Annotated in this window: 21 protein-coding genes and 1 tRNA gene; 12 read left to right on the top strand and 10 right to left on the bottom strand. The window is 70.9% G+C overall.

What is annotated here, in order from left to right; translation table 11 throughout:
• Nucleotides 1-242: 242 nt before the first annotated feature.
• The gene (locus AC2D8W_RS13050; RefSeq protein ID WP_484671901.1) at nucleotides 243-824 is read left to right on the top strand and encodes a TMEM165/GDT1 family protein; all 582 of its coding nucleotides are present in this window, start codon (nucleotides 243-245) and stop codon (nucleotides 822-824) included.
• A gap of 24 nt (nucleotides 825-848) precedes the next feature.
• On the top strand, nucleotides 849-2,246 hold the full coding sequence (locus AC2D8W_RS13045; protein ID WP_484671900.1) for a peptide MFS transporter: 1,398 nt from the start codon (nucleotides 849-851) through the stop codon (nucleotides 2,244-2,246).
• 40 nt (nucleotides 2,247-2,286) lie between these two features.
• Here AC2D8W_RS13045 and AC2D8W_RS13040 read toward each other — a convergent pair.
• Nucleotides 2,287-2,363: transfer RNA gene (locus tag AC2D8W_RS13040), tRNA-Val, on the bottom strand.
• Between the two features lie 144 nt (nucleotides 2,364-2,507).
• On the opposite strand from AC2D8W_RS13040, the gene AC2D8W_RS13035 reads away from it, so the two are divergent.
• The 6 genes from AC2D8W_RS13035 to AC2D8W_RS13010 all read left to right on the top strand — a co-directional run bounded on the left by AC2D8W_RS13035 (nucleotide 2,508) and on the right by AC2D8W_RS13010 (nucleotide 7,705).
• Nucleotides 2,508-2,717 (top strand): hypothetical protein, encoded by a 210-nt coding sequence (locus AC2D8W_RS13035; protein WP_484671899.1) that lies wholly within the window; start codon nucleotides 2,508-2,510, stop codon nucleotides 2,715-2,717.
• Nucleotides 2,714-3,604: an SPFH domain-containing protein gene (locus AC2D8W_RS13030; RefSeq protein WP_484671898.1), complete on the top strand. Its 891-nt coding sequence runs from the start codon at nucleotides 2,714-2,716 to the stop codon at nucleotides 3,602-3,604. Before AC2D8W_RS13035 ends, AC2D8W_RS13030 begins: the two co-directional genes overlap by 4 nt.
• A 5-nt stretch (nucleotides 3,605-3,609) precedes the next feature.
• On the top strand, nucleotides 3,610-3,798 hold the full coding sequence (locus AC2D8W_RS13025) for a type II toxin-antitoxin system antitoxin (RefSeq protein ID WP_484671897.1): 189 nt from the start codon (nucleotides 3,610-3,612) through the stop codon (nucleotides 3,796-3,798).
• Nucleotides 3,799-3,880: 82 nt separating this feature from the next.
• Nucleotides 3,881-4,765, top strand: a complete 885-nt coding sequence (locus tag AC2D8W_RS13020) for an alpha/beta hydrolase family protein (RefSeq protein ID WP_484671896.1) — start codon at nucleotides 3,881-3,883, stop codon at nucleotides 4,763-4,765.
• On the top strand, nucleotides 4,765-5,676 hold the full coding sequence (locus AC2D8W_RS13015; RefSeq protein ID WP_484671895.1) for an aldo/keto reductase: 912 nt from the start codon (nucleotides 4,765-4,767) through the stop codon (nucleotides 5,674-5,676). The genes AC2D8W_RS13020 and AC2D8W_RS13015 overlap by 1 nt, the downstream gene beginning before the upstream one ends.
• Nucleotides 5,677-5,782: 106 nt before the next feature.
• The gene (locus AC2D8W_RS13010; protein ID WP_484671894.1) at nucleotides 5,783-7,705 is read left to right on the top strand and encodes a flavin-containing monooxygenase; all 1,923 of its coding nucleotides are present in this window, start codon (nucleotides 5,783-5,785) and stop codon (nucleotides 7,703-7,705) included.
• 23 nt (nucleotides 7,706-7,728) lie between these two features.
• Here AC2D8W_RS13010 and AC2D8W_RS13005 read toward each other — a convergent pair whose 3' ends face one another.
• From AC2D8W_RS13005 to lptF, 9 genes are all read right to left on the bottom strand, one after another.
• On the bottom strand, nucleotides 7,729-8,745 hold the full coding sequence (locus AC2D8W_RS13005) for a DUF2891 domain-containing protein (protein ID WP_484671893.1): 1,017 nt from the start codon (nucleotides 8,743-8,745) through the stop codon (nucleotides 7,729-7,731).
• Entirely contained in the window at nucleotides 8,729-9,670 is a 942-nt protein-coding gene (locus tag AC2D8W_RS13000; protein WP_484671892.1) for a DUF979 domain-containing protein, read from the bottom strand. Before AC2D8W_RS13000 ends, AC2D8W_RS13005 begins: the two co-directional genes overlap by 17 nt.
• Nucleotides 9,667-10,335 (bottom strand): DUF969 domain-containing protein, encoded by a 669-nt coding sequence (locus AC2D8W_RS12995; protein WP_484671891.1) that lies wholly within the window; start codon nucleotides 10,333-10,335, stop codon nucleotides 9,667-9,669. Before AC2D8W_RS12995 ends, AC2D8W_RS13000 begins: the two co-directional genes overlap by 4 nt.
• A 42-nt stretch (nucleotides 10,336-10,377) precedes the next feature.
• The gene (rsmA, locus tag AC2D8W_RS12990) at nucleotides 10,378-11,202 is read right to left on the bottom strand and encodes a 16S rRNA (adenine(1518)-N(6)/adenine(1519)-N(6))-dimethyltransferase RsmA (RefSeq protein WP_484671890.1); all 825 of its coding nucleotides are present in this window, start codon (nucleotides 11,200-11,202) and stop codon (nucleotides 10,378-10,380) included.
• Nucleotides 11,199-12,203, bottom strand: a complete 1,005-nt coding sequence (gene pdxA / locus AC2D8W_RS12985; RefSeq protein ID WP_484671889.1) for a 4-hydroxythreonine-4-phosphate dehydrogenase PdxA — start codon at nucleotides 12,201-12,203, stop codon at nucleotides 11,199-11,201. The genes rsmA and pdxA overlap by 4 nt, the downstream gene beginning before the upstream one ends.
• Before the next feature lie 10 nt (nucleotides 12,204-12,213).
• Entirely contained in the window at nucleotides 12,214-13,569 is a 1,356-nt protein-coding gene (locus tag AC2D8W_RS12980) for a peptidylprolyl isomerase (protein WP_484671888.1), read from the bottom strand.
• A 45-nt stretch (nucleotides 13,570-13,614) separates the two neighbouring features.
• Nucleotides 13,615-15,945: an LPS-assembly protein LptD gene (locus AC2D8W_RS12975; protein WP_484671887.1), complete on the bottom strand. Its 2,331-nt coding sequence runs from the start codon at nucleotides 15,943-15,945 to the stop codon at nucleotides 13,615-13,617.
• A gap of 82 nt (nucleotides 15,946-16,027) precedes the next feature.
• On the bottom strand, nucleotides 16,028-17,125 hold the full coding sequence (gene lptG / locus AC2D8W_RS12970; protein ID WP_484671886.1) for an LPS export ABC transporter permease LptG: 1,098 nt from the start codon (nucleotides 17,123-17,125) through the stop codon (nucleotides 16,028-16,030).
• Entirely contained in the window at nucleotides 17,122-18,258 is a 1,137-nt protein-coding gene (gene lptF / locus AC2D8W_RS12965; protein ID WP_484671885.1) for an LPS export ABC transporter permease LptF, read from the bottom strand. Before lptF ends, lptG begins: the two co-directional genes overlap by 4 nt.
• A gap of 136 nt (nucleotides 18,259-18,394) precedes the next feature.
• Between lptF and AC2D8W_RS12960 the strand changes: the two genes are divergently transcribed.
• From AC2D8W_RS12960 to AC2D8W_RS12945, 4 genes are all read left to right on the top strand, one after another.
• The gene (locus AC2D8W_RS12960) at nucleotides 18,395-19,837 is read left to right on the top strand and encodes a leucyl aminopeptidase (RefSeq protein WP_484671884.1); all 1,443 of its coding nucleotides are present in this window, start codon (nucleotides 18,395-18,397) and stop codon (nucleotides 19,835-19,837) included.
• Between the two features lie 158 nt (nucleotides 19,838-19,995).
• Nucleotides 19,996-20,694: a hypothetical protein gene (locus AC2D8W_RS12955; RefSeq protein ID WP_484671883.1), complete on the top strand. Its 699-nt coding sequence runs from the start codon at nucleotides 19,996-19,998 to the stop codon at nucleotides 20,692-20,694.
• Complete coding sequence (locus AC2D8W_RS12950; protein WP_293482707.1) at nucleotides 20,687-21,145, top strand: DNA polymerase III subunit chi; 459 nt, start codon at nucleotides 20,687-20,689, stop codon at nucleotides 21,143-21,145. The genes AC2D8W_RS12955 and AC2D8W_RS12950 overlap by 8 nt, the downstream gene beginning before the upstream one ends.
• On the top strand, nucleotides 21,142-21,465 hold the full coding sequence (locus tag AC2D8W_RS12945) for a peptidase inhibitor I78 (protein ID WP_484671882.1): 324 nt from the start codon (nucleotides 21,142-21,144) through the stop codon (nucleotides 21,463-21,465). The genes AC2D8W_RS12950 and AC2D8W_RS12945 overlap by 4 nt, the downstream gene beginning before the upstream one ends.
• Nucleotides 21,466-21,516 lie beyond the last annotated feature (51 nt).

The raw sequence follows: 21,516 nt of genomic DNA, 5'->3' as shown, positions 1-21,516 counted from the left end.
TCGTTTGCGCGGCGGGCGCGCGGCGCGTAGGGCAGGGCCGTCTTCGGGGAGTAGCCGTCCGCACCCCAGCGGAGCCTGCGTCAACAGACTTGGACGTGTCCGCCAGGGCCCGGCCATGGCGCAAGCGGCGGGCCTTCGGGCCCGGATTGGCGAGACCGGCGATGCGGCTCCGTTAGCCCACGGGCGCGGCCGGAGCCCTGCATCGTCGTGTCTTTGTCGGCCGCGTCCCCATGGGTCTGAACTTGGAACCGTTCCTCATATCCGCCGGGCTCGTCGCCATCGCCGAGATCGGCGACAAGACCCAGCTGCTCGCGATCCTGCTGGCCGCCCGCTTCCGGCGGCCCGTCCCGATCATCCTGGGCATCCTCGTGGCGACGCTGGCCAACCACGCGGCCGCCGCGGCGGTGGGGGTGTTCATCGCCCGCTGGCTCAGCGGCCACTGGTTCCAGGCGGCCGTCGGCATCGGCTTCATCGTCATGGCGGCCTGGGCCCTGATCCCGGACAAGGACGACGAGGGGGCCGCCTCCCGCGGGGCCGGGGGCGTGTTCCTGACCACCCTGGTCGCCTTCTTCATCGTGGAGATCGGCGACAAGACCCAGATCGCCACGACGCTGCTCGGCGCCCGCTTCCAGGACATCGGCCTCGTCGCCGCCGGCACGACCGCGGGGATGATGCTGGCGAACGTGCCCGCCGTGCTGCTGGGCGAGGTGGCGACCCGCGTCGTGCCGCTCCGCTACGTGCGGATCGCCGCCGCCGTCATCTTCGCGCTCATCGGGGCATGGGTCCTCGCGGCCGCCTTCCTCAAGCCGGGCATTTCCTTCTAAGGTCGCCTGGGGTTGGAGACATCGATGACCGCCACGACCGCCAGAGATGGCGACAAGGCCTTCCTGGGCCATCCGCGCGCGCTGGGCTATCTCGCGTTCACCGAGGCGTGGGAGCGGTTCTCCTACTACGGCATGCAGTCGCTCCTGGTCCTCTACATGACCAAGACGCTGCTGTTCTCGCCGCACGTGGAGCAGATCGCGGGCTACGAGGTCTTCCACGACCTGATCCAGTTCGTGTACCGCCCCGGCCCGTCCGAGCAGGCCGTGGCGTCGGCGATCTTCGGCCTCTACACCAGCCTCGTCTATCTCACGCCCATCCTCGGCGGCGTCATCGCCGACCGGCTGCTGGGCAAGACCCGCACGATCATCCTGGGCGGCCTCTTGATGGCGGCGGGCCACTTCCTGATGGCCTTCGACGCCACCTTCCTCCTCGCGCTTCTCTGCCTGGTGCTCGGCACCGGGGCCTTCAAGGGGAACATCGCGGGGCAGGTGGGCTCGCTCTACGCCGAGGGCGACCTGAGACGGGCCGACGCCTTCCAGATCTTCTACCTGGGCATCAACGCCGGGGTGATCGCCGCGCCCCTGATCGCGGGCACGCTGGGCGAGAAGGTGGGCTGGCACTACGGCTTCGGCGTGGCCGGGGTGGGCATGCTGATCGCGCTGGTGATCTACATGATGGGCCGCCGCCATCTGCCGCCCGATCCGCCGATCCGGCGGAAGGACCCGAACGCCCCGCCGCCGCCGCCGCTGCGGGCGCACGAGTGGCGCACGATCATGCTGCTCGTGGCGCTGATCCCGGTGCTCACCGCCTCGGTCCTCTGCAACCAGCAGATCTTCAACGCCTACCTGGTCTGGGCCGATCGCGGCGTGGACCTGAACTTCATGGGCGAGAAGGTGCCCACCACTTGGCTGATCACCCTCGATTCCGTGGTGTCCGTGACCTTCCTCGCGGGGATGGTCGTCTTCTGGCGGCTGTGGGCCAAGCGGTTCAAGGAACCGGACGAGATCGGCAAGCTGACGATCGGCGCCTTCATCTCGGTGAGCGGCGTCCTGTGCCTCGCCGCCGGCGCGATCATCGCCGAGCAGACGGGCGCCAAGGTCAGCATCTGGTGGTGCGTCCTGTTCCACGTGCTGAACTCGATCGCGTTCGCGAACATGCTGCCCGTCTCGCTGGCGCTCTACGCCCGCGCGGCGCCGGTGGCGCTCGGCTCGACGATCATCGGCGTCTACTACCTCCACCTCTTCCTGGGGAACCAGACCGTGGGCATCCTCGGCACGTTCCTCGAGCGGATGCCCGCCAGCCAGTTCTGGCTGATGCACGCGGGCATCGCGGCGGGGGCTGCGCTGGTCTTCCTGGTGGTCGGGCGGTTCTTCTCGCGCCTGCTCAGCCACGAGGCCGTCGGTGGCCCGGCGAGGGTCTAGGGACAGCCTTCGTTCGCTTCGCTCCGGCGCCGTGTCGGGCTGGTGGGCGGCGAGGGATTCGAACCCCCGACCCCCTCGGTGTAAACGAGGTGCTCTAACCAGCTGAGCTAGCCGCCCGCAGCCGCCCTTCTAGTCCAACCGTCACAGCGCGCGCCAGCGCGCGTTCCGGAAAATGGGGCGCGGCGTTGATCCACTTGACCGGCCGAGGCGCACGCCGCGCCATTGCAACGCTCGAGAAAAGTGATATCACTTTGATAGTGAATGGAGGATCGCATGAACGGCGAGGACAAGCCGCTGAGCGCCCTGGTGGCGCAAGGCTGGGAGGTGATCGGGTTCACCTCCGCGCGTGATCCCTCGTGGGGCACGCACGCGCACCATGTGCTGCTGCGCCGCCAGCGCGCGCACAAGGTGCTGAGCATTCGGGCCAAGGCCTTCGGCGGCGGCCACGTGATCAAGGAGGTCGACCTGTGAGCGAGCGGACGATCAATCGGACGCAGGAGCGTCCCGGCGGCGGCGTGAACGGCGCGCTGATGCTGCTCGCGCTCCTGGTGCTGCTCGGCGCCGGCGTCTACGCCGTCGTGCTGGGTGGGCGGGCTGACAGCGGGCCCTTCGTCGCCGCCGCGGCGCTGTTCCTGGTTGTGGTGATCCTGCTGATGACGGGCCTCTACACCGTGCAGCCGAACCAGGGCGTCGCGATCACCCTCTTCGGCGACTACAAGGGCACCGACCGGCGGCCGGGGCTGCGCTGGGTGCTGCCCTGGTATGGCCGCAAGAAGATCAGCCTGCGGGTGCGCAATGTCACCAGCGAGACGCTGAAGGTGAACGACCGGCGCGGGAACCCCATCGAGATCGCCGCCAACGTGGTCTGGCGCGTGGGCGACTCCGCGCAGGCGCTCTTCGACGTCGACGACTACGCCACCTTCGTGAACATCCAGATCGAGACGGGCCTGCGCGAAGTGGCGCGGCAGTACGCCTATGATCACGCCGACGACGGCGAGCACACCCTGCGCGACGACGCCGAGATCGTGGGCGAGAAGCTGAAGGCCGACCTGTCGGCCCGGGTCGCCGTAGCCGGGATCATGGTCGACGAGGCGCACCTGATGCACTTGGCCTACGCGCCCGAGATCGCGGGCTCCATGCTCAAGCGCCAGCAGGCCGAGGCCGTGATCGCGGCGCGCCAGAAGATCGTCGCCGGCGCCGTCGGCATGGTCGAGCAGGCGCTGCAGCAGCTTGGCGAGCGGGAGGTCGTGACCCTCGATGAGGAGCGCAAGGCGGCCATGGTGTCGAACCTTCTGGTGGTCCTCTGTGCGGATCGGGAGGCCCAGCCCGTGGTCAACACCGGCACGCTGTACGGCTAGGTCGCGTGGCTTCGCCCGGAAAGCGCGCGTTCCTGTTCCGGACCGCGCCTGAGGTGCTTGCGGCGGTCGAGCGGCTCGCAGGGTCCGAGCTGCGCAGCGTGAACGCCCAGATGGAGGTGCTGGTGCGCGAGGCCCTCGCGCGCCGGGGCGTGACCGTGCGAGCGCCGGGCAAGCCACCTCCCGACGAGGGCTGACTTGTCCCGGCGGCGCGAATGGGTCGAAGTAGGCCGGGTGAAACAGGAGACGACGCGTGACCGCAACGCCGGGCGCCCTGGCTTGGCGGCGATCCTTGCGGCGGCGATCCTGCCGGCGGGCGCCGCGGTGACGGGTCCGGCGCGCGCCGCCCCGGCGTCGGTCGAGGCCTACATGGGCCAGCCGCGGGCGGCTCCGTCTGCGCGGATCGCCTACGGCCCGGCGCCGGCCCAGGTGGTCGAGCTCTTCCTGCCGCCCGGCGAGGGCCCGCATCCGGTGGTGGTGCTGATCCATGGCGGCTGCTTCCTCGCCGAGTACCAGGGCCTGCCGCAGACCAGCGGCATCGCCGCCGACCTCGCCGCCCGCGGCTACGCCGTCTGGAATGTCGAGTACCGCAGGCTGGGCGAGGCGGGCGCAGGCTATCCCGGCACGTTCCTCGACGTCGCCGACGCCGTCGACCGGCTCCGCGCCGAGGCGCCCAAGTACGGGCTGGACGCGAAGCGCGTGGTCGCCCTCGGCCACTCGGCCGGCGGACACCTGGCGCTCTGGGCCGCGTCGCGCGGGAAGCTGCCGGCGTCGAGCCCGCTGTCGCGCGCCCACCCTCTGCCCATCCGCGCCGTCGTCAGCCTCGGCGGCATCGGCGACCTTCAGGCCCACGAGGGCGTCTTCTCCGGCGTCTGCGGCCCGACGCTGGCGCAGGTCGCGCCGCCGGAGACCTACGCCGAGACCTCGCCGGCGGCGCTGCTGCCGGCCGGCGTCCCGGTGACGATGATCCACGGCGAGTTCGACCATGTGATGCCGCCCGCCACGGGCCGCGCCTACGCCGCCACCGTGCGCGCCGCGGGCGACCGGGCGGACGCGATCGAGGTCAGGAGCGCCGGCCACTTCGAGCCGGTGATGCCGGGGTCGGACGCCTGGCGGACCGTCGTGCTGCCGGCCATCGCCCGCGCGTTCGGCAAGCGCCCCTGATGCGCCGCAGAGCCCTTGGCCGGACCGGCCTGTTGGTCTCCGAGCTCGGCTTCGGCTGCGCCAGCTGGTGGGGCAAGCCGGCCTTCGACGAGCGCACGGCCCTGGGTCTCGTCCACGAGGCCATCGACCTCGGCGTCACCCTGTTCGATACCGGCGCCAGCTATTCCGCCGGCGAGGCCGAGCCGCGCCTGGGCCGCGCGCTGCAGGGGCGCGACGCCTCCGGCCTCGTGATCGCCACCAAGGCCGGAACCTTCCACGCCGGCGGCGGCCGCATCGCGCGCGACATGGCCCCGGCCGCCGTGGTCGCGAGCGCCGAGCGCAGCCTGCGCAACCTGGGCCTCGAGCGCCTCGGTCTCCTGCAGCTGCACGGCCCGTCGATCGCCGAGCTGGACGATCCGATGCTGGCCGCCCTGGACGGGCTGAAGCGCAGAGGCCTCGTGGCCGCCGTCGGCCTCAACAGCTTCGACCCCGCGGTGACGGAGCATGCCGTCGGGCTGTCGCAGATCGACGTTCTGATGGTCGACTACAACGTCCTGCGCCCCGAGCGCGAACCGCTGATCGCCCGCGCCGCGGCGGCCGGGAAGGGGGTGCTCGCCGGCATGCCCCTGGCGATGGGCCACACGCGGCCGCTTCTGGCCCGCCTGAGAGGGCCTCAGGACGTCTGGTACGCGGCGCGCGCCCTCGCGAAGCACCGGGGCGAGCTCGCCCGCGGCCGCCGCTTCCGGTTCCTCCACGAGCTGCCCGGCATGACCGGTTCCCAGGCGACCCTGGCCTATGTCCTGGCCAACCCCGGCGTCAGCGCCGCGGTCTTCGGCGCGACGCGCCCGGCCCACCTGCGCGAGAACGTGGCGGCCGCCGGGATGGTCCTGCCGCCCGAGGTCCTCGCCCGCATCCGTGAGGCCCAGGCCTGACGCCGGCGGGATGCCGTCCTGACGCCACGTGAGGACTTCCGCCAGCCGCCTGCGGGAGGCATGCTCCCGGCCAACGGAACAACGATAACCTAATGGGCAGGAGCGTATGGCGGAGACCGTCGAGCAGATCGAAGAGATCCTGAAGGACGCCCACTTGCCGGCGCTGATGTGCGCCATGGTCCAGATGACCGGCGACACCGACTGGCTGAAGTCCGAGTGGACGCCCGTCTACAACCCGCTTTCCCGCGGCGACACGGGCATCCCGGAGGCCGAGCAGGCGCAGATCCGCAAGCGCGCCGCCGCCGCGATCCACGCCTATCTGGGCGGCCGACCGCTCGCGCTGCAGAACCCCGCCACAGACATCCTGCGCCGGCAGATGGACTTCGTGGCCGGCGCCGCGATCCCCGAGCAGTACGTCGACTTCCTGGTGGACGAGCTGTCCCTGAAGGGCCGCAGCTCCAAGGAGCCCCACTTCGAGGCGCCGCAGGTGCAGGCCGCCGCGCGGCGGATGAAGGTGCTGGTGATCGGCGCGGGCATGTCGGGCCTGCTCACCGGCATCCGCCTCAGCCAGGCGGGCGTGCCGTTCGAGATCGTCGACAAGAACCCCGACGTGGGCGGCACCTGGTTCGAGAACACCTATCCCGGCTGCCGGGTGGACAACTCGAACCACATGTACAGCTACTCGTTCGAGCCCAACCACGCCTGGCCCCAGCACTTCTCGCCGCAGCCCGTGCTGCTCGAGTACTTCCGCGGCATCGCGGCCAAGTACGACCTGAAGAAGCACATCCGCTTCGAGACCCTGGTCGAGACCCTGGCTTGGGACGAGGCCCGCTCGGTCTGGCGCGCCACGCTGAAGGGCAAGGACGGGAAGACCGAGGTCGTCGAGGCCAACGCCGTCGTCACCGCCGTGGGCCAGCTGAACCGCCCGCGCTTCCCGGAGATCGAGGGGATGGGCACGTTCGAGGGCCCCGCCTTCCACTCCGCCGAGTGGCGCCACGACGTCGACCTGACCGGCAAGAAGGTGATCGTCATCGGCACCGGCGCCTCGGCCTACCAGTTCGTGCCCGAGATCGCGCCCAAGGTGGCGCACCTGACGGTGTTCCAGCGCACCCCGCCGTGGGGCCTGCCCGTGCCACACTACCATGAGGATGTGCCCGAAGGCATGAAGTGGACCCTCGAGCACGTGCCCTACTACGACAAGTGGTACCGCTTCTGGCTGTTCTGGATGACCACCGAGGGCTTCCTGCCCATGGTGAAGTCCGATCCGCTGTGGAACGGCGGCCCCGGCGCCGTCAGCGAGATGAACGCGGGCCTGCGCGACATGGCCATCGCCAGCTTCTCGGCCCAGCTCGCCGACCGGCCCGACCTGCTGCCCAAGGTGACCCCGAACTATCCGGTCGGCGGCAAGCGCGCCGTGCTCGACAACGGCGTCTGGCTCGCGGCGCTGAAGCGCGACAACGTCGATCTCGTGACCGACAGGATCGCCCGGGTCACGCCCAAGGGCGTCGTCACCGCCGACGGCAAGGAATACGAGGCCGACGTGCTGATCTACGGCACCGGCTTCCAGGCCTCGAACTTCCTCTCGTTCCTCAAGGTGAAGGGCCGGGGCGGACGCGACCTGCACGAGAGCTGGGGCGGCGACGCGCGCGCCTACCTCGGCATCACGCACCCCGGCTTCCCGAACTTCTTCACGATCTACGGCCCCAACACGAACATCGTCGTGAACGGCTCGATCATCTTCTTCTCCGAGTGCGCCGTCCGCTACATCGTGGGCGCGCTCAAGCTGCTGGCCGAGACGGGCGCGGCGGCGATGGAGCCGAAGGCGTCGGTCTACGACGAGTTCAACAAGCGCGTGGATGAGGCGAACGCCGGCTGGGCCTGGGGCTCGCCGCACGTGTCCAGCTGGTACAAGAACCAGTTCGGCCGCGTCAGCCAGAACTGGCCCTTCGGCCTGATCGACTACTGGAAGGCCACCCTGGCCCCCAACCCCGACGACTACGTCCTGGAGCGGGAAAAGGCGCCGGCGTAGGGCGCTTTCCCTGCCGCTGTGGGTCAGGACCCCGCCGTCAGCGCCAGCAGGGCGAACGAAACCAGCCAGTGCTCGCCCATGTAGTCGCCGGCCACGTGCGGCAGGGCGGCGGCCAGATGCGCATCGGCGGCCGCCGACACCGCGGTGCGCGCCGGGTCGTCCGCGTCGAGCGTCGCGGCGATCTCGCGCCAGCACCACGCGCGCGACAGGTTCAGTCCGTCCAGGTGGGCGATCTTGCCGTCGGTGCGGTCCGTGGGCGCGGCGGGCGTGAACAGGCTCGCCGGCTCGCCCCGCGCCAACCGGGGCAGGTAGGCCGCCAGCCAGGCGCGGAAGTCCGCCGCAGGGAGCAGGCGTCGCAGGCACTCCGCGGTCATGAGGGTGGGCGACAGGAAGTCGTCGAGCGAAGGCTCCCACGCCTGCGCGTCACGGTCCTGCCCGTGCCAGGCCACCGCCCGCTCGCGGAACAGTTCCAGCAGTTCCGTGTCTCCGACGACCCGCGCGTAGTCGGACGCCAGCGCCAGCGCGAACGCGGTGGACGAGTGGACGCCCGTCCGGATCGGGTAGGCGGCGATGGGCAGGAAGTCCCGGAACCTCTGGGCGAAGGCGTCGGCCAGCGGCCGGTGCGTCGCCGCCCAGGGCGCGTCATGGGCCACAAGTTCGCTCTGCAGCTTCAGCAGCCAAGCCCAGCCGTAGGGCCGCTCGAAACCGCGCGACGCGGGCCGTTCCACATAGGCGGTCTCGGCGGCCACGTTCCCCACGGTGAAGCTTTCGTCGAAGAGCGATCGGATCGCGCCCGCCTCGGGGATCTCCGGATGGCGTCGGAGCACGGTCGCCAGCGTCCAGTAGCCGTGGACGCACGAGTGCCAGTCGAAGCTGCCGTAGTAGATCGGGTGCAGGTCGCGCGGCCCGCGCACGTCTCCGGGCCCGGCCAGCACGTGATCCACCTTGTTGGGGTACTCGCGGCCGACGTGGCCCAGCGCGATCCGGGCGAACCGCGAGGCGAGCTCGGCCGTCAGTCCGAGTTCAGAACGCGAAGGCATACATCAGCACCACATTGGCGATCAGGAGGGGAAGAGCCGTCGGGATCTGCGCCTTGATCACCGCGTAGCGGTCGGGCAGCTCCAGGAGCGCGGCCGGCACCAGATTGAAGTTGGCCGCCAACGGGGTCATCAGCGTGCCGCAGAACCCCGACAGCATCCCGATGGCGCAGATCACGGCGGGATCGCCCCCGAACTGGCGGATCAGGATCGGCAGGCCGATGCCGGCGGTCATCACGGGGAAGGCCGCGAAGGCGTTGCCCATGATCACGGTGAAGCCCGCCATGCCCAGGCAGTAGACGGCGACGGCCGTCAGGCGCGCGTCCATCGGAATGTAGCTGGTGACCAGCTGGCCGATCAGCTCGCCCACGCCCGCGATCGCGAAGACCGCGCCCAGGGCCGCCAGCATCTGCGGGAGCAGCGCGGCCCAGCCCACGGTGTCCATGAGCCGGCGGCCCTCCTGCAGGGGGCTCATGAGCGGCTGGCGCAGCAGGATCAGGCCGACGCCCGTGGCGACCACCGCCGCCAGCGCGAGCGAGATCAGCGTGGCCTGCTTGGGGTCCATCAGCGTCAGGCCGCCGTACTTCGTCGCCAGCACCCCGGCCGCCACCACCACGGGCAGGCTGAGCGCGGGCACGAACAGCGTCTCCCCGAACCGGTCCGCGAGGCTCCGGCGTTCCTCGGGCGACGTGGTCGCGGGCGCGCCGCGGCCCAGCAGGCCCAGGCCGGCGATGAGGGCGAGACCCAGCACCAGCACCCCGTTGCCGAGGTCGCCGAGCCGGTCGCCGGCGAGGAAACTCAGCGCCACGAGCCCCCAGGACAGGGCGTTGCCGAGCCGCTTGGTGTTGTTTCGGTCCAGGGCGCTCAGCACGGCGAAGGCGGCGAACAGCGCGCCCGCGAGCAGGTAGACGGCCGACAACTGAATCATCCGGCCGTCCTCCGCCGGGTCCTGCGGTCGAAGAGGACCAGCCGGGCGCCATGGATCACGAACGCGACGATGGCGGTCGGAATGGCCCAGACGGACAGCTGGATCGGGTCGAGCGTGATCCCGCTGGAGGCCAGGAAGCCCACCATCAGCAGGATCGAGCCGATGGCGATGAAGATGTCCTCACCGAAGAAGAGGCCGATGTTGTCCGTCCCGGCCGCCATGGCGCGGACGTCCTGGCGCGTCGCGGCGTCCAGCGGTCCGGTCCGCGTCTCGACGGCGCCCTCGGCCATCGGCGCGACCATCGGTCGGATGCTCTGCGTCTGGCCGGCGATCGAGGTCAGCCCCAGCGCCGAGGTGATCTGCCGGAACGCGAGGTACAGGATGAGCAGGGGGCCCACCGAGACCTGCCGGAAGCGCCCGATCAGGCTGCGCGCGCGCTCCTGCAACCCGGCGCGCTCCACCACGCCCACGACGGGAAGCACCAGATAGGCCACCGTGACGAACCGGTTCTCGTTGAACGCCTTGCCGAACGCTTCGAGGACCTCGACCGGCGTCATCCCCGCCGCGAGCCCCGTGACGAAGGCGGCGATGACCACCACGAGCAGGGGGTTCAGCCGCGCGGCGAAGCCGACCACGACGGCGGCCACGCCCAAGAGGGTCAGCATGCGGGCTCCCGTTCCGAATCCACGCCCATAGGAGCGGCTGCCTCAGCGGCGGGCAAGCCAGGCGTCGGCAAGGGCCAGGAAGCCGTCCACCGGGATCACCTCGGCGCGCGCCTGTGGGTCCAGACCGGCTGCCCGCACGAGGTCCTCGCCGCCCAGCGCCTTCAGGCTGGAGCGCAGCATCTTGCGGCGTTGCCCGAAGGCCGCGGCCGTCACCGCCTGCAGGGCCTCCAGCCGCGCGCGCGAGGGCCGCTGCGCGAGAGGCTCGAGCCTGACCACGGCGGACTCCACCCGCGGCGGCGGCGTGAACGCGCGCGCGGGCACGTCCAGCACGCGCCGGGCCGTGCAGGTGGCCTGGACGATCACCGCCAGGCGGCCATAGGCGTCTTCGCCCGGGCCCTCGGTGATCCGGTCCACGACCTCGCGCTGGAACATCAGGGTGAGCGAGGCGGGCGTCCACGGGCCGGTCAGCCACTTGATCAGCAGCGGCGTGCCCACGTTGTAGGGCAGGTTGGAGACCAGGTGCGCCGGCTCGCCGGCCGCCAGGGCGGCCTCGTCCGCCGCCAGGGCGTCGCCGAAGATCAGGGTGAGGCCCGGGGCCGCGTCCGCGACCTCCTGCAGCAGCGGCCGGAAGCGCTCGTCCTTCTCGATGGCCGTCACGCGAGCGCCGGTCTCGAGCAGCGCCCGGGTCAGTCCGCCCGGACCCGGACCTACCTCGATCACGTGGTCGCCTTCGCCGATCTCGGCCAGACGGGCGATCTTCCGGGTGACGTTGAGGTCGAGAAGGAAGTGCTGGCCGAAGGCCTTCTTGGCCCAGAGACCGTGGGCCTCCAGCGCCTCGCGCAGGCTCGGCAGGCGATCCAGGCTCAAGGCCGCCGCCGCGCGATCTCGGCGGCCAGCCGGATGGCGGCGATCAGGCTGTCCGCGCGGGCGATCCCGCGGCCGGCGATGTCGAAGGCCGTTCCGTGGTCGGGCGAGGTGCGCACGATGGGCAGGCCCAGCGTCACGTTCACGCCGCCCCAGAAGTCGAGCATCTTCACGGGGATCAGCGCCTGGTCGTGATAGAGGCAGATCGCCGCGTCGTAGGTCCGGCGCACTTCTTCGGGGAAGAGCGTGTCGGCGGGGTAGGGGCCCCGCGCGTCGACGCCGAGGTCCTTCAGCACCCGCACCGCGGGCTCGACGATCTCGACCTCCTCGCGGCCGATGGCGCCCGACTCGCCCGCATGCGGGTTGAGCCCCGCCACGACGAGGCGCGGACGCGCCACGCCGAAGTCGCGCTGCAGGGCCTGGGCGGTCACCAGGCCCGCGTCGACCACGGCCTCGATGCTGAGCTTGGCCGCCACCCGTGCGATGGGCTCGTGCACCGTGACCAGGGTCACGCGCAGGTCCTTCGCCGTCAGCATCATCACGGGGCCCCGCGCGCCCTCGTACGGCGCGGCCGACGTGAGTTCGCCCAGGAACTCGGTGTGGCCGGGGAACTTGAAGCCGGCGGCGTACAATGGCGCCTTGGCGATCGGCGCGGTGACCACCCCTGCGACGGTGCGGGACAGGGCGAGGCCGACGGCGGTCTCGATCCACCGGATCACGGCGCCCGCCGCCTCCGGCGTGGGCCGGCCCGCCACGACGGGCGCCTTGAGGGGCAGGTCCAGAACCGGAATGGCGTCCGGGAAGGCCGCGGCGGCCTCGTCGGGGGTCGAAATGCTTTGGACCAGGGCCGCCGACGACGTCGGCGCCGCCGCGATGGCCTGGGCGTCGCCGACGACGAAGAACACGTGTGGCTCCGTGCGCAGGGCCCGCCACGCCTTGACGATGATTTCCGGGCCGATGCCGGCCGGATCGCCGAGCGTCAGCGCGAGCGGGCCTCCGGTCACAAGGCCGCCGTCACTTCTGCTCGATGGTGGCGGAGTTGCGCAGGTCGCGCATGTAGCGGCGGGCGATCATGCTGAGCTGCTGGCCCCGGAGCCGGCGCTCGATCTGGTCCTTGTCGACCTGCGCCTGGCCGGCGTTGCGCCGCCCGCAGACCGCGACGAGGTGCAGGCCCGCCGTCGTGCGGATGGGGTCGGAGATCTGCCCCACCTCGAGCTTCTCGGCCGCCTCCCGGAACTGGGGCGCGAGGTCGCTCACCTCGGCCTCGCCGAGGTCGCCGCCGATGACGCCCGCGACCGTCCCGGCCGTGGCCTCGATGGTGGCGCAGTCCTTGATCTGCGGCTTGAGCGCGACGAGCTTCGCCCGCGCCGCGGCCTCGTCCTCGGCGCTGGCGCCCTGGGCGAGCGGGACGGCGGCCTGCTTCAGGCTGACCAGGGTCGTCGCGCCGCCGGCGCGCTTCTCGCGCAGGTAGACGATGTAGACGCCGTCCTTCACCGCGATGGGCTGCGAGAGCTGGCCCGGCCGCATCTGCTCGAGCACGCCGGCGACTTCGGCCGGAACCTCGCCCGGGCTCACCCAGCCGGCGTCGCCGCCGTTGGCGGCGGTGGGCAGGGCCGAGAACTGGCGGGCGACGGCGGGGAACGGAGCGCCCTGCTGCATCTGGGCCACCAGCTGCTGCGCGCCGGCCATGGCCTGCTGCAGGCCGCCGACGCGGTTGGCGTCGATCAGCACCTCGGAGATGGCGTACTGCGGCTTGGCGGCCTGCGCCGCCAGCAGCGCCTGGGTGGCGGCGATCTGGTCGTCGCCGACCCGCAGACGGCTGCCGTAGCGGCCCTGGATCCAGCGGCCCCAGCTGATATTGGCGCGGATCTGGTCCTTCAGCGTCTCGGGGCTGATGCCGCGCGACGTCAGGTAGCCGATGAACTGGTCACGGCTCATGTTGTTCTGCTGCGCCATGCCGTCGATCTCTTCGAAGACCTCTTCGTCCTCGGCGACGATGTCGATCTTCTGCTCCCGCTCCACGCGGCGCAGTTCCTGGAACTGCAGGGTCTCGTCGACCAGGGAGATCAGCGCCTCGCGCTGGAACTGGGGCAGGTTCTCCTGCGTCGGCTGGATGCCGGACGTGGCGATCAGGAGCCGCATCCGCTGTCCCAGGTCGTAGGTCGAGATGATGTCGTCGTTGACCACGGCGGCCACCGATTCCGAGAGCCCGGTCGGCTGCGGGACGGGGGCGGGCGCTGCGGTCTCGGGCGGCGCGGCGCGCACCGGCGCATCGCTCTGTTGCGCGCCCGCCGGCGCGGCGCCCAGGATCGCCAGCGTGCAGGCAAGCGCGGTGTTCCGCGCTGTCGGGCCCGTCAGATAACGCATCATGGACGAGAGTCTCTTCCTTCGTGGGACCGCATTGCAGACCCCATTCTACCTGCCATTGAATGACCCGCCCAATGTGGCGAGGGTTAGGCGCACGGAAACCGATTCACTGGGTAGCAGACGCCCGATGATCGTGTCTTCGCGGCGATAGATCACATCCACCCGCAGGCATTCGTCGCGGTAGAAGACGCCGACGTCGCGGATGACCCACGAGTCCTGCGACAGGTCGCGGTTGCCGTAGAAGCTGACGCCGTAGTTCTTCGACAGGTAGATCTCGCCGCCCAGGTCCAGGTTCTCGCGCTTCGTGCCGTTGATGTCGAAGTCGTCGGTCAGGTAGCGGACGAAGCCCGAGCCGTACTTGTTCGAGGTGTTCAGGCCGGCTTCCAGGCGATGGACGTCCAGGGTGTCGTTGTCGAGGCGGGCCCGCGCGAACACCGACAGGCCGCGGATGGGCTGGGCGTCGGCCGCCACCACCCAGTCCGACGCCTTGGTCCGCAGGCCGGACCGGTTCGTGAAGACGGCGTTCTCCTCTGTGCGGAAGCTGCGGCCCACCAGCACGTTGGCCCGCCGCCCGTCGTCCCACATCACGGTGGCGCGGCCGGCGACGTTCAGGCGCACGCCGTCCTCGTAGAGGTCGTAGCCGGGGAACTTGTTCGAGCGGAACAGCGTCGTCTCGTCGAACTCGAAGGCGACGGAGTCCTCGTTCAGGTAGATCGGATCGCCCGCCGCGGTGCGGCCGATGATCACCTGCTTGGCGTTGGGCGAGGCGGCGATCTGCGCGATCGGCTCGACGATGACCGTGGCGTCGCTGAGGCGCTTGAAGAACGGGTAGTTGATGTCGAGCCCGACGGTCGCCAGGCCGCGGGTCATCTCGTCCTTCCGCGTGGTCGAGCCGACGCCGGTGAGGATGTCCTGGATCCGGTAGGCGTCGGCGCGCGCGTTGAGGAACGGCGAGAAGCGCAGGCCGGCGGCCGAGGTGAACGAGCGGCGCCAGTCGACCTCGCCGGTCAGCCGGGCGCTGTCCAGGCCGGGCAGGCGCGCGGCCGGGAAGAACTGCGACTGCTCGCGGCTGAGCACGACGCCGCTGGTGTGCACCCGCAGCCGGCCGCCCGCGACCGTGCCGGCAGGCTCGTAGTGGCCCTCGACGAGGGGACCGATGACCGGGAAGATCCGGTCGTTCTCGCCCGAGGCGAAGCCCGTGGCCGGGTCGAAGTTGCCAGGCCGCAGACCCTGGATGGTCATCGCGGCGACCGAGAAGTACGAGCGCTGGTCCTGCCGGATCGAGTAGATCTGGCTGATCAGCCGGCGGTCGTCGGCGATGTAGGGCCCGCGCGTGTCGTAGACCTTGCCCACCTCGTACTTGTCGAAGATGAGGTCGTCCGAGGCGCGTTCGGCCGTGAAGCCCCACAGCCACTTCTCGTCGATCTGGAAGGCGCCCCGGCCCAGGACGTAGCTCCTGTGGGTGGACGTGCCCGGAAGCTCGTTGCCCTTGCCGTCGAAGTCGCGGGCGTGGGTGTAGCCGAAGCGGATGTCCACGTCGCCCGAGTAGAAGCGCTTGCGCACCTGGCCGTTGAGGAACGGCGCGATCTTGGAGTTGATCTGCGGGCTGATCGTCAGGTCGGTGGAAGGCGAGACCACCAGGTAGTACGGCTGCTCGTAGGACAGGCCGCGGCGGTCCGAAACCGAGGCCTTGGGCACCAGGAAGCCGGACGAGCGCGGCGCGTCCGGGTCGGCGTGCCAGAACACCGGCAGGTAGGCCACCGAGACCCCGAACAGCCGGAAGCGCGCGCTGCGGTACGTCACGATCCGCCGCTTCTTGTCCCGGACCACCCGCTCGGCGGCGATCGACCAGGTGGGCGTCTTCGGCGTCCCGTCCGCGGCGCAGATCTCGCACGGCGTGTAGATCGCCTTGTTGAGCTCCTGGATCGTGTCGCTGCGCTTGGCCGCGCTGGCGGCGGCGATCTTCACGTTCTCCTGCAGGCGCGCCGAGAAGCCCAGCGCGACGCCGGCCTTCATCTCGTCGTCCAGCACGATCTCGTTGGCGAACTCGGTCGAGCCGTCGGCCTCGACGATGACGATGTTGCCGAACCCCCGGATCACCCCGGTCTTGTCGTCGTAGACCAGACGGTCGGCGCGCAGGGTGCGGCCGTTGTAGCGCACCTCGATGTTGCCCTGCGCGGTGGTCACGCCGTTCTGGTCGTCGCGGACGACCTCGTCGGCCTCCATGTACATCTCGTCCGGCTTCAGCCCGTCGGCCCGGGCCGGGGCCGCGGGCGGAGTCTGGGCCTGGACGGCCGAGGACCACAGGAGGGCGACCGCCGCGCTCGCCAGGAGGGCGCGCTTGCCTGCGCTTCGCGGCGAACGCCGACGCGGAACCATCAACCCTCTCGATCCCCAGTGACGCGCCGCGGCGGCGTCTCTTGTTGCAGGCCTGCGATGCATAGCTCCGCAGGCGAACGATTCAACCGTCTTCGGTGTAGCAAAGCAGGCTCACCCCGGCGAGCAGCGCGACCACCGCCGGAGCCCAGGCGGCGGCGAACAGCGGGATGATGTCGGCCTTGGCCAGCGCGCCGGCGAACTGGTTGAAGAAGAACATGACGAAGCCCAGCGCCACGCCTGTCCCGGCCAGCCCCGCCAGCCCGCCCAGGCGCGTCAGCCGGAGCGAGAAGGCGGCGGCCAGGACGGACATGGCCGCGAAGAGCAGGGGGGTCGCCAGGAGCTGCTGCAGGCGCAGCCGGTAGCTGTTGGCCGAGAACCCGGCCTGCTCGGTGAGCTGGATGGCCCGCGGCAGCCGCCAGAACCCGATCGCCTCGGGCGAGGCCAGCCGCTCCAGGGCGGCCTCCTCGTCCAGGGTGGAGCGGATGGACAGCGAATCCGACCGGATCGACGAGGCGCCCGCCGTCGCCTCCCGCACGTTGCGCAGGCGCCAGTGGCCGGGCAGCAGGGTCGCCTCCTCGGCCTCCAGCCGCCGCCGGAACTCCGGCTGCCCGCGCGGGCTCTTCTCGTAGATGAACAGCGAGACGCCGCGCAGGGTCACGACGCCCCGCCGCACGTCGCGGTCCTTGGCGTGGATCACGATCTGGCTCTTCTCGTCGCCCTGGCGCAGCCAGATGTCCTGCGGCGCGTCGCCCAGGTAGTTCTCCATCAGCCGCGCGCGCTCGAGCTCGAACCGGGCGCTGAGCGCGGCGGCGAGGGGGTTGAGCGCGGCCACGGCGACCAGGCCTAGCGCGAACGCGCCCGCCGCCGACGGCCAGATGAACCGCCACGCCGAGACCCCCGCCGCGCGCATGGCCACCAGCTCGCTGCGCCGGTTCAGGCCCACGAACGCCCCGATGCCGCCGAACAGGAAGCAGAACGGCAGGAGGATCTGGATGATCGAGGGGATCTTCAGCAGCGTCAGCTGGAAGATCGAGTCGGCGCCGACGTCGGCCCGGGTTCCCACCTGGCTGGTCAGCTCGACGAACTGGATCAGCAGCACCACCGACGAGATGATGGCGAGCGCCGCGGTCACGCCCAGCAGGGTGTAGCCCAGGATGTAGCGCTCGATCCGCCCCATCATGCGCGGGCGCCCGTCAGGTGCAGCGGCTGCTTGGTGATGTCGATGTGGCGGCTCACCTTCTGGCGGAAGATCTGGGCCAGGGCGAGCCAGGTCGCCAGGATCGGCGTCAGGTACTGGGCGACGTTGAGCCAGGCCTCGTCCTCGCAGGCGGACTGTACCTGGAAACCGACCAGCCGGACCGCTGCGGCGATCGCGCCCATCACCACGATGCGCCGGCCGTAACCCAGCCGCGAGAAACCCCCGCCGATGATGGCGTTCAGCGCCAGCGCCATGAAGGCGATGTTGTAGAGGGGCGAGGCGATGCGGGCGTTGCCCTCCGCCAGCAGCTCCAGCCGGTTCCGCCGTTCCCAGTCCTGCTGCAGGTCGGGGAAGAACAGCTCGTGCAACCACCGGTCCGACGGCTTGTAGTGGATCAGTTCGTCGGATCGCGAGAGCGGCGCGAGGTCGAAGATGTACTCGTCGAACGTGAGGTAGTTCAGGACGCTGCGGCTCGACAGCTCCTGGTTCGAGCCGTTCCGCATGAACAGCACCGGCCGACCCTGGGCGCGCCCGACGCGGCCCTGCTCGGCCGTGTAGGTGCTCGTCGAGCCGTCCGGCTTCACCTGGTGGATGAAGAGGTTGCGCAGGTTTCCTTGCCCGTCGACGCTCTGCGCGTAGACGGTCAGGCCGGGCGTCGGCTCGGTGAACTCGCCCTCGCGCACCAGGGTGGCGGCCAGGTCGGTGCGCACCTCGAACAGCTCCTGGCGCAGGGTCCGGAACGAGGCGGGCTGCACGAACAGGTTCATCAGCAGCGCCAGGAAGGCGATCGTGGCCGCCAGCCGCATGGCCGGGCTGATCACGCGCCAGCGGCTCATGCCGCCGGCGAAGCAGACCACGATCTCCTGCTCGGTGTGCAGCCGGTTCAGCGCCACCAGCGCCGCCACGAACACCGCGATCGGCAGGATCAGGTTGATGAGCTGCGGCATGTACAGCAGCGTCACCTTCAGGAACACGAGCGCGCTCTGGCGCTGGTTCACGATCAGGTCGAGCCCCGCCAGGCTCTGCGAGAGCAGCGCGACCGACGTCAGGGCCAAGGTGGCCAGGACCACCGGCCCCAGCAACTGGCGCAGGAGATATCGATCAATGAGGCGCACTTGCGAAAATCGAATGGCCCGGAGATTTAGTCGCGCCCCGGCGGCGGACCTGTTCTAAACCATGCGTCGCTTCGCCAGACAACAACCCTACGTCGGCGGCCCAGAGACCTAAGCCGAGACCTCGAGAGAAGAGATCATGGATATCCAATTCGTCGCGGCGGGCGCCGCTGTTCCTGCGAAATGCGCCGTGGCCCGCATCGTCTTCGAGGGCGAGCCCCACACCGGCGCGGTCGCCCAGGCGGTCGCCGCGAGCCGCTTCACGGGGGGCAAGGGCCAGACGCTCGACATCCTGGCGCCGCAGGGAACCGACGCCGCCCGGCTCGTCCTCATGGGCGCCGGCAAGCGGGAGGCGTTCGACGCGGTCGGGGCCGAGAACGCCGCCGCCACCGCCTACAACGCCGTCAAGGCGTCCGGCCTGGAGGTGCTGCGGGTGGAAGGCGCCGGCGCGCTGGCGGCCAACGCCGCGTTCGGCGTGCGGCTCGCCAGCTACCGCTTCGACCGCTACCGGACCAAGGAGCCCGCCGAGAAGAAGCCGTCGATCCTGCGCACCGAGGTCGCCGCGGACGATCCCGACGGGACGCTGACCGCCTTCGCCGACTTCGCCGCCCTGGCCGACGCCATCAGCTTCACCCGCGATCTCGTCTCCGAGCCGCCGAACGTCCTCTACCCCGCCGAGTTCGCCCGGCGCGCCAAGGCGCTGGAGACCCTCGGCCTCGAGGTCGAGATCCTGGGCGAGGCCGAGATGATGAAGCTCGGCATGGGCTCGCTGCTGGCCGTGGGGCAGGGCAGCATCCGCGAAAGCCAGCTCGTGGTGATGAAGTGGATGGGCGCCGCCGACAAGTCGGCGCAGCCGATCGCCTTCGTGGGCAAGGGCGTGTGCTTCGACACCGGCGGCATCTCGATCAAGCCGGCCGAGAACATGGAGGACATGAAGTGGGACATGGGCGGCGCGGGCACGGTCGCCGGCGTCATGCACGTCCTCGCGGGGCGGAAGGCCAAGGTCAACGCCATCGGCATCCTGGGCCTCGTCGAGAACATGCCCGACGGCAACAGCTACCGTCCGGGCGACGTGCTGACCTCCATGTCCGGCCAGACGATCGAGGTGGTGAACACCGACGCCGAGGGCCGCCTCGTGCTGGCCGACGCCCTCTGGTACTGCCAGGACCGCTTCAAGCCCAAGTTCATGGTCGACCTCGCCACGCTGACGGGCGCCATCATCATCGCGCTGGGGAACGACCTCGCCGGCTGCTACGCCAACAACGAGGAGCTCGCGTCCAACCTGCTCGAGGCCGGCAAGGCCGAGGACGAAGGCCTGTGGCGCATGCCGCTGCCCGACGCCTACAACAAGCAGATCGACTCCATGATCGCCGACATGAAGAACACCGGCGGCCGGCCGGGTGGCTCGATCACCGCGGCGCTCTTCCTCCAGCGGTATGTGAACAACGTCCCCTGGGCGCACCTGGACATCGCCTCGACCGCCTGGAAGAAGCCCTCCTCGGTCCCCACGGTGCCGGACGGCGCCGTGGGCTTCGGCGTGCGGCTCCTCAACCGCATGGTGCGCGACAAGTACGAGGGGTGATGGGGCGTCGCACCCCCGCCCACGTCATCCCCCCGGCTCGTCCGGGGGATCCATTGGGCTGTGCGGTCCAGAACGCGCTCGGCGTCGACGCCTTCCTTCCCGCGCACGGCCCAATGGCTGGCCCGGACAAGCCGGGCCATGACGACTGAAGGGGGAAGATGACCACCCGCCTCGTCCTCCTGCACAGCCCGCTGCTGGGGCCGCTGTCGTGGCGGCGGGTCGCGGCGATCCTTGCCGGGCGCGGAGCGGCGGCCGAGGCGGCGGCTTGGCCGCGGCTCTCGACGCTGGGCGCCGACGGCTACGCGGCGCTGGCCAACAGCATGGCCGCCAGCCTGGGCGCAGGTCCTGCGGCGATCGTCGTGGCGCATTCGGGCGCCGGCGCGCTCATGCCCTCGGTGGCGGCCCTGGCCCGCGGGCAGGTGAGGGGCGTCATCTACTGCGACGCCATCCTGCCCCACCCGGGGCTCTCGTGGTTCGACACCGCCCCGCCGGCCCTGGCGGCCCAGTTGCTGGCGGGCGCCGTCGAGGGCCGGCTTCCGGCCTGGGACCAGTGGTGGCCGCCGGGCGCGCTGGCGAAGCTGGTTCCTGACGCCGATCTCCGCGCGGCGCTGGTCGGGGAACTGGAGCCCATCCCGGTCGGCTACTTCGAGGAACTCGCGCCCGAACTGGAACTGACCGTTCCCGCCGCCTACCTGCAGCTCTCGGGAGCCTACGTCGAGGAGGCGCAGATCTCGATGCGCAGGGGCTGGCCCGTGGTGCGCCTTCCGCTGCATCATCTGGCCATGCTGACCCACGCCGAGGCCGTCGCCGGCGCCATCGAGAGCCTTGCCGCGCGCCTGGAGGGCCGGGATGGCTGACGCGCCCTGCGAGGTCTGGTTCTACCACCTCGAGCGCACGGGCCTCGACCAGGCCCTGCCCGAGCTGCTCGAGAAGACGCTGCAGCGCGGCTGGAAGGCCATCGTCCGCTCGTCCGCCTCCGAGCGCATCGACCACCTGGACGGTTGGCTCTGGAGCTACCGGGACGAGAGCTTCCTGCCCCACGCGCCGGCCGACGAGCCCAACGCCGCGCGCCAGCCGATCCTGCTCACCACGCGCGCCGACAACCCCAACGCCGCCGATGCGTTGTTCCTCGTCGACGGCGCCGAACCCGGCGACCTCGCGGGCTACCAGCGCTGCATCGTCATCTTCGACGGAGCCGACCAGGCCCAGCTCGAGGCGGCGAGGGCGCAGTTCCGGTCCGCGAAGGCGAAGGGACATCCGGTGTCCTACTGGAAGCAGCAGGCCCGGGGCTGGGAGAAGCAGGCATGAAGCGGTTGGCGCTGGCGGCGGTCGTACTGGGACTTGCGGGATGCTCGACCTCCGCGCCGCCGACGTCCGCGCCGCCGCCCGCCCCGCCGCCGCCGGCGAGCCCCGCGCCCGAACCGCCCCCGCCGCCCGACACCTGCGGCGCCCGCCAGCACCAGCACCTGGTCGGCCGGCCGCGCAGCGAGGTCCCCGTGCCGCTGGACCCGAACCGCCAGCGCGTCGCCTGCACCACCTGCCCGGTCACGATGGACTACAACGCCGAGCGCCTGAACTTCTTCTTCGACGCCGGCACGGGCCTCATCAAGGAAGTCCGCTGCGGCTAGCCCCCGCCGGCCCTCCACCGCCCCCCGTCATGGCCCGGCTCGTCCGGGCTA

It is taken from the genome of Phenylobacterium sp. T106 (genome assembly GCF_057219735.1).
Note: the sequence above shows the minus strand (reverse complement) of the source record. Positions and strands in the feature narration are given on the sequence as shown.

Excerpts from the sequence above, each read along its gene's own strand:
- AC2D8W_RS13045 (WP_484671900.1), top strand. The coding sequence starts at position 849 with ATGACCGCCACGACCGCCAGAGATGGCGACAAGGCCTTCCTGGGCCAT.
- AC2D8W_RS13035 (WP_484671899.1), top strand. The coding sequence starts at position 2,508 with ATGGAGGATCGCATGAACGGCGAGGACAAGCCGCTGAGCGCCCTGGTG.
- AC2D8W_RS13015 (WP_484671895.1), top strand. The coding sequence starts at position 4,765 with ATGCGCCGCAGAGCCCTTGGCCGGACCGGCCTGTTGGTCTCCGAGCTC.
- AC2D8W_RS13010 (WP_484671894.1), top strand. The coding sequence starts at position 5,783 with ATGGCGGAGACCGTCGAGCAGATCGAAGAGATCCTGAAGGACGCCCAC.
- AC2D8W_RS13005 (WP_484671893.1), bottom strand. The coding sequence starts at position 8,745 with ATGCCTTCGCGTTCTGAACTCGGACTGACGGCCGAGCTCGCCTCGCGG.
- AC2D8W_RS13000 (WP_484671892.1), bottom strand. The coding sequence starts at position 9,670 with ATGATTCAGTTGTCGGCCGTCTACCTGCTCGCGGGCGCGCTGTTCGCC.
- AC2D8W_RS12995 (WP_484671891.1), bottom strand. The coding sequence starts at position 10,335 with ATGCTGACCCTCTTGGGCGTGGCCGCCGTCGTGGTCGGCTTCGCCGCG.
- AC2D8W_RS12980 (WP_484671888.1), bottom strand. The coding sequence starts at position 13,569 with ATGATGCGTTATCTGACGGGCCCGACAGCGCGGAACACCGCGCTTGCC.
- AC2D8W_RS12975 (WP_484671887.1), bottom strand. The coding sequence starts at position 15,945 with ATGGTTCCGCGTCGGCGTTCGCCGCGAAGCGCAGGCAAGCGCGCCCTC.
- lptG (WP_484671886.1), bottom strand. The coding sequence starts at position 17,125 with ATGATGGGGCGGATCGAGCGCTACATCCTGGGCTACACCCTGCTGGGC.
- AC2D8W_RS12960 (WP_484671884.1), top strand. The coding sequence starts at position 18,395 with ATGGATATCCAATTCGTCGCGGCGGGCGCCGCTGTTCCTGCGAAATGC.
- AC2D8W_RS12955 (WP_484671883.1), top strand. The coding sequence starts at position 19,996 with ATGACCACCCGCCTCGTCCTCCTGCACAGCCCGCTGCTGGGGCCGCTG.
- AC2D8W_RS12950 (WP_293482707.1), top strand. The coding sequence starts at position 20,687 with ATGGCTGACGCGCCCTGCGAGGTCTGGTTCTACCACCTCGAGCGCACG.
- AC2D8W_RS12945 (WP_484671882.1), top strand. The coding sequence starts at position 21,142 with ATGAAGCGGTTGGCGCTGGCGGCGGTCGTACTGGGACTTGCGGGATGC.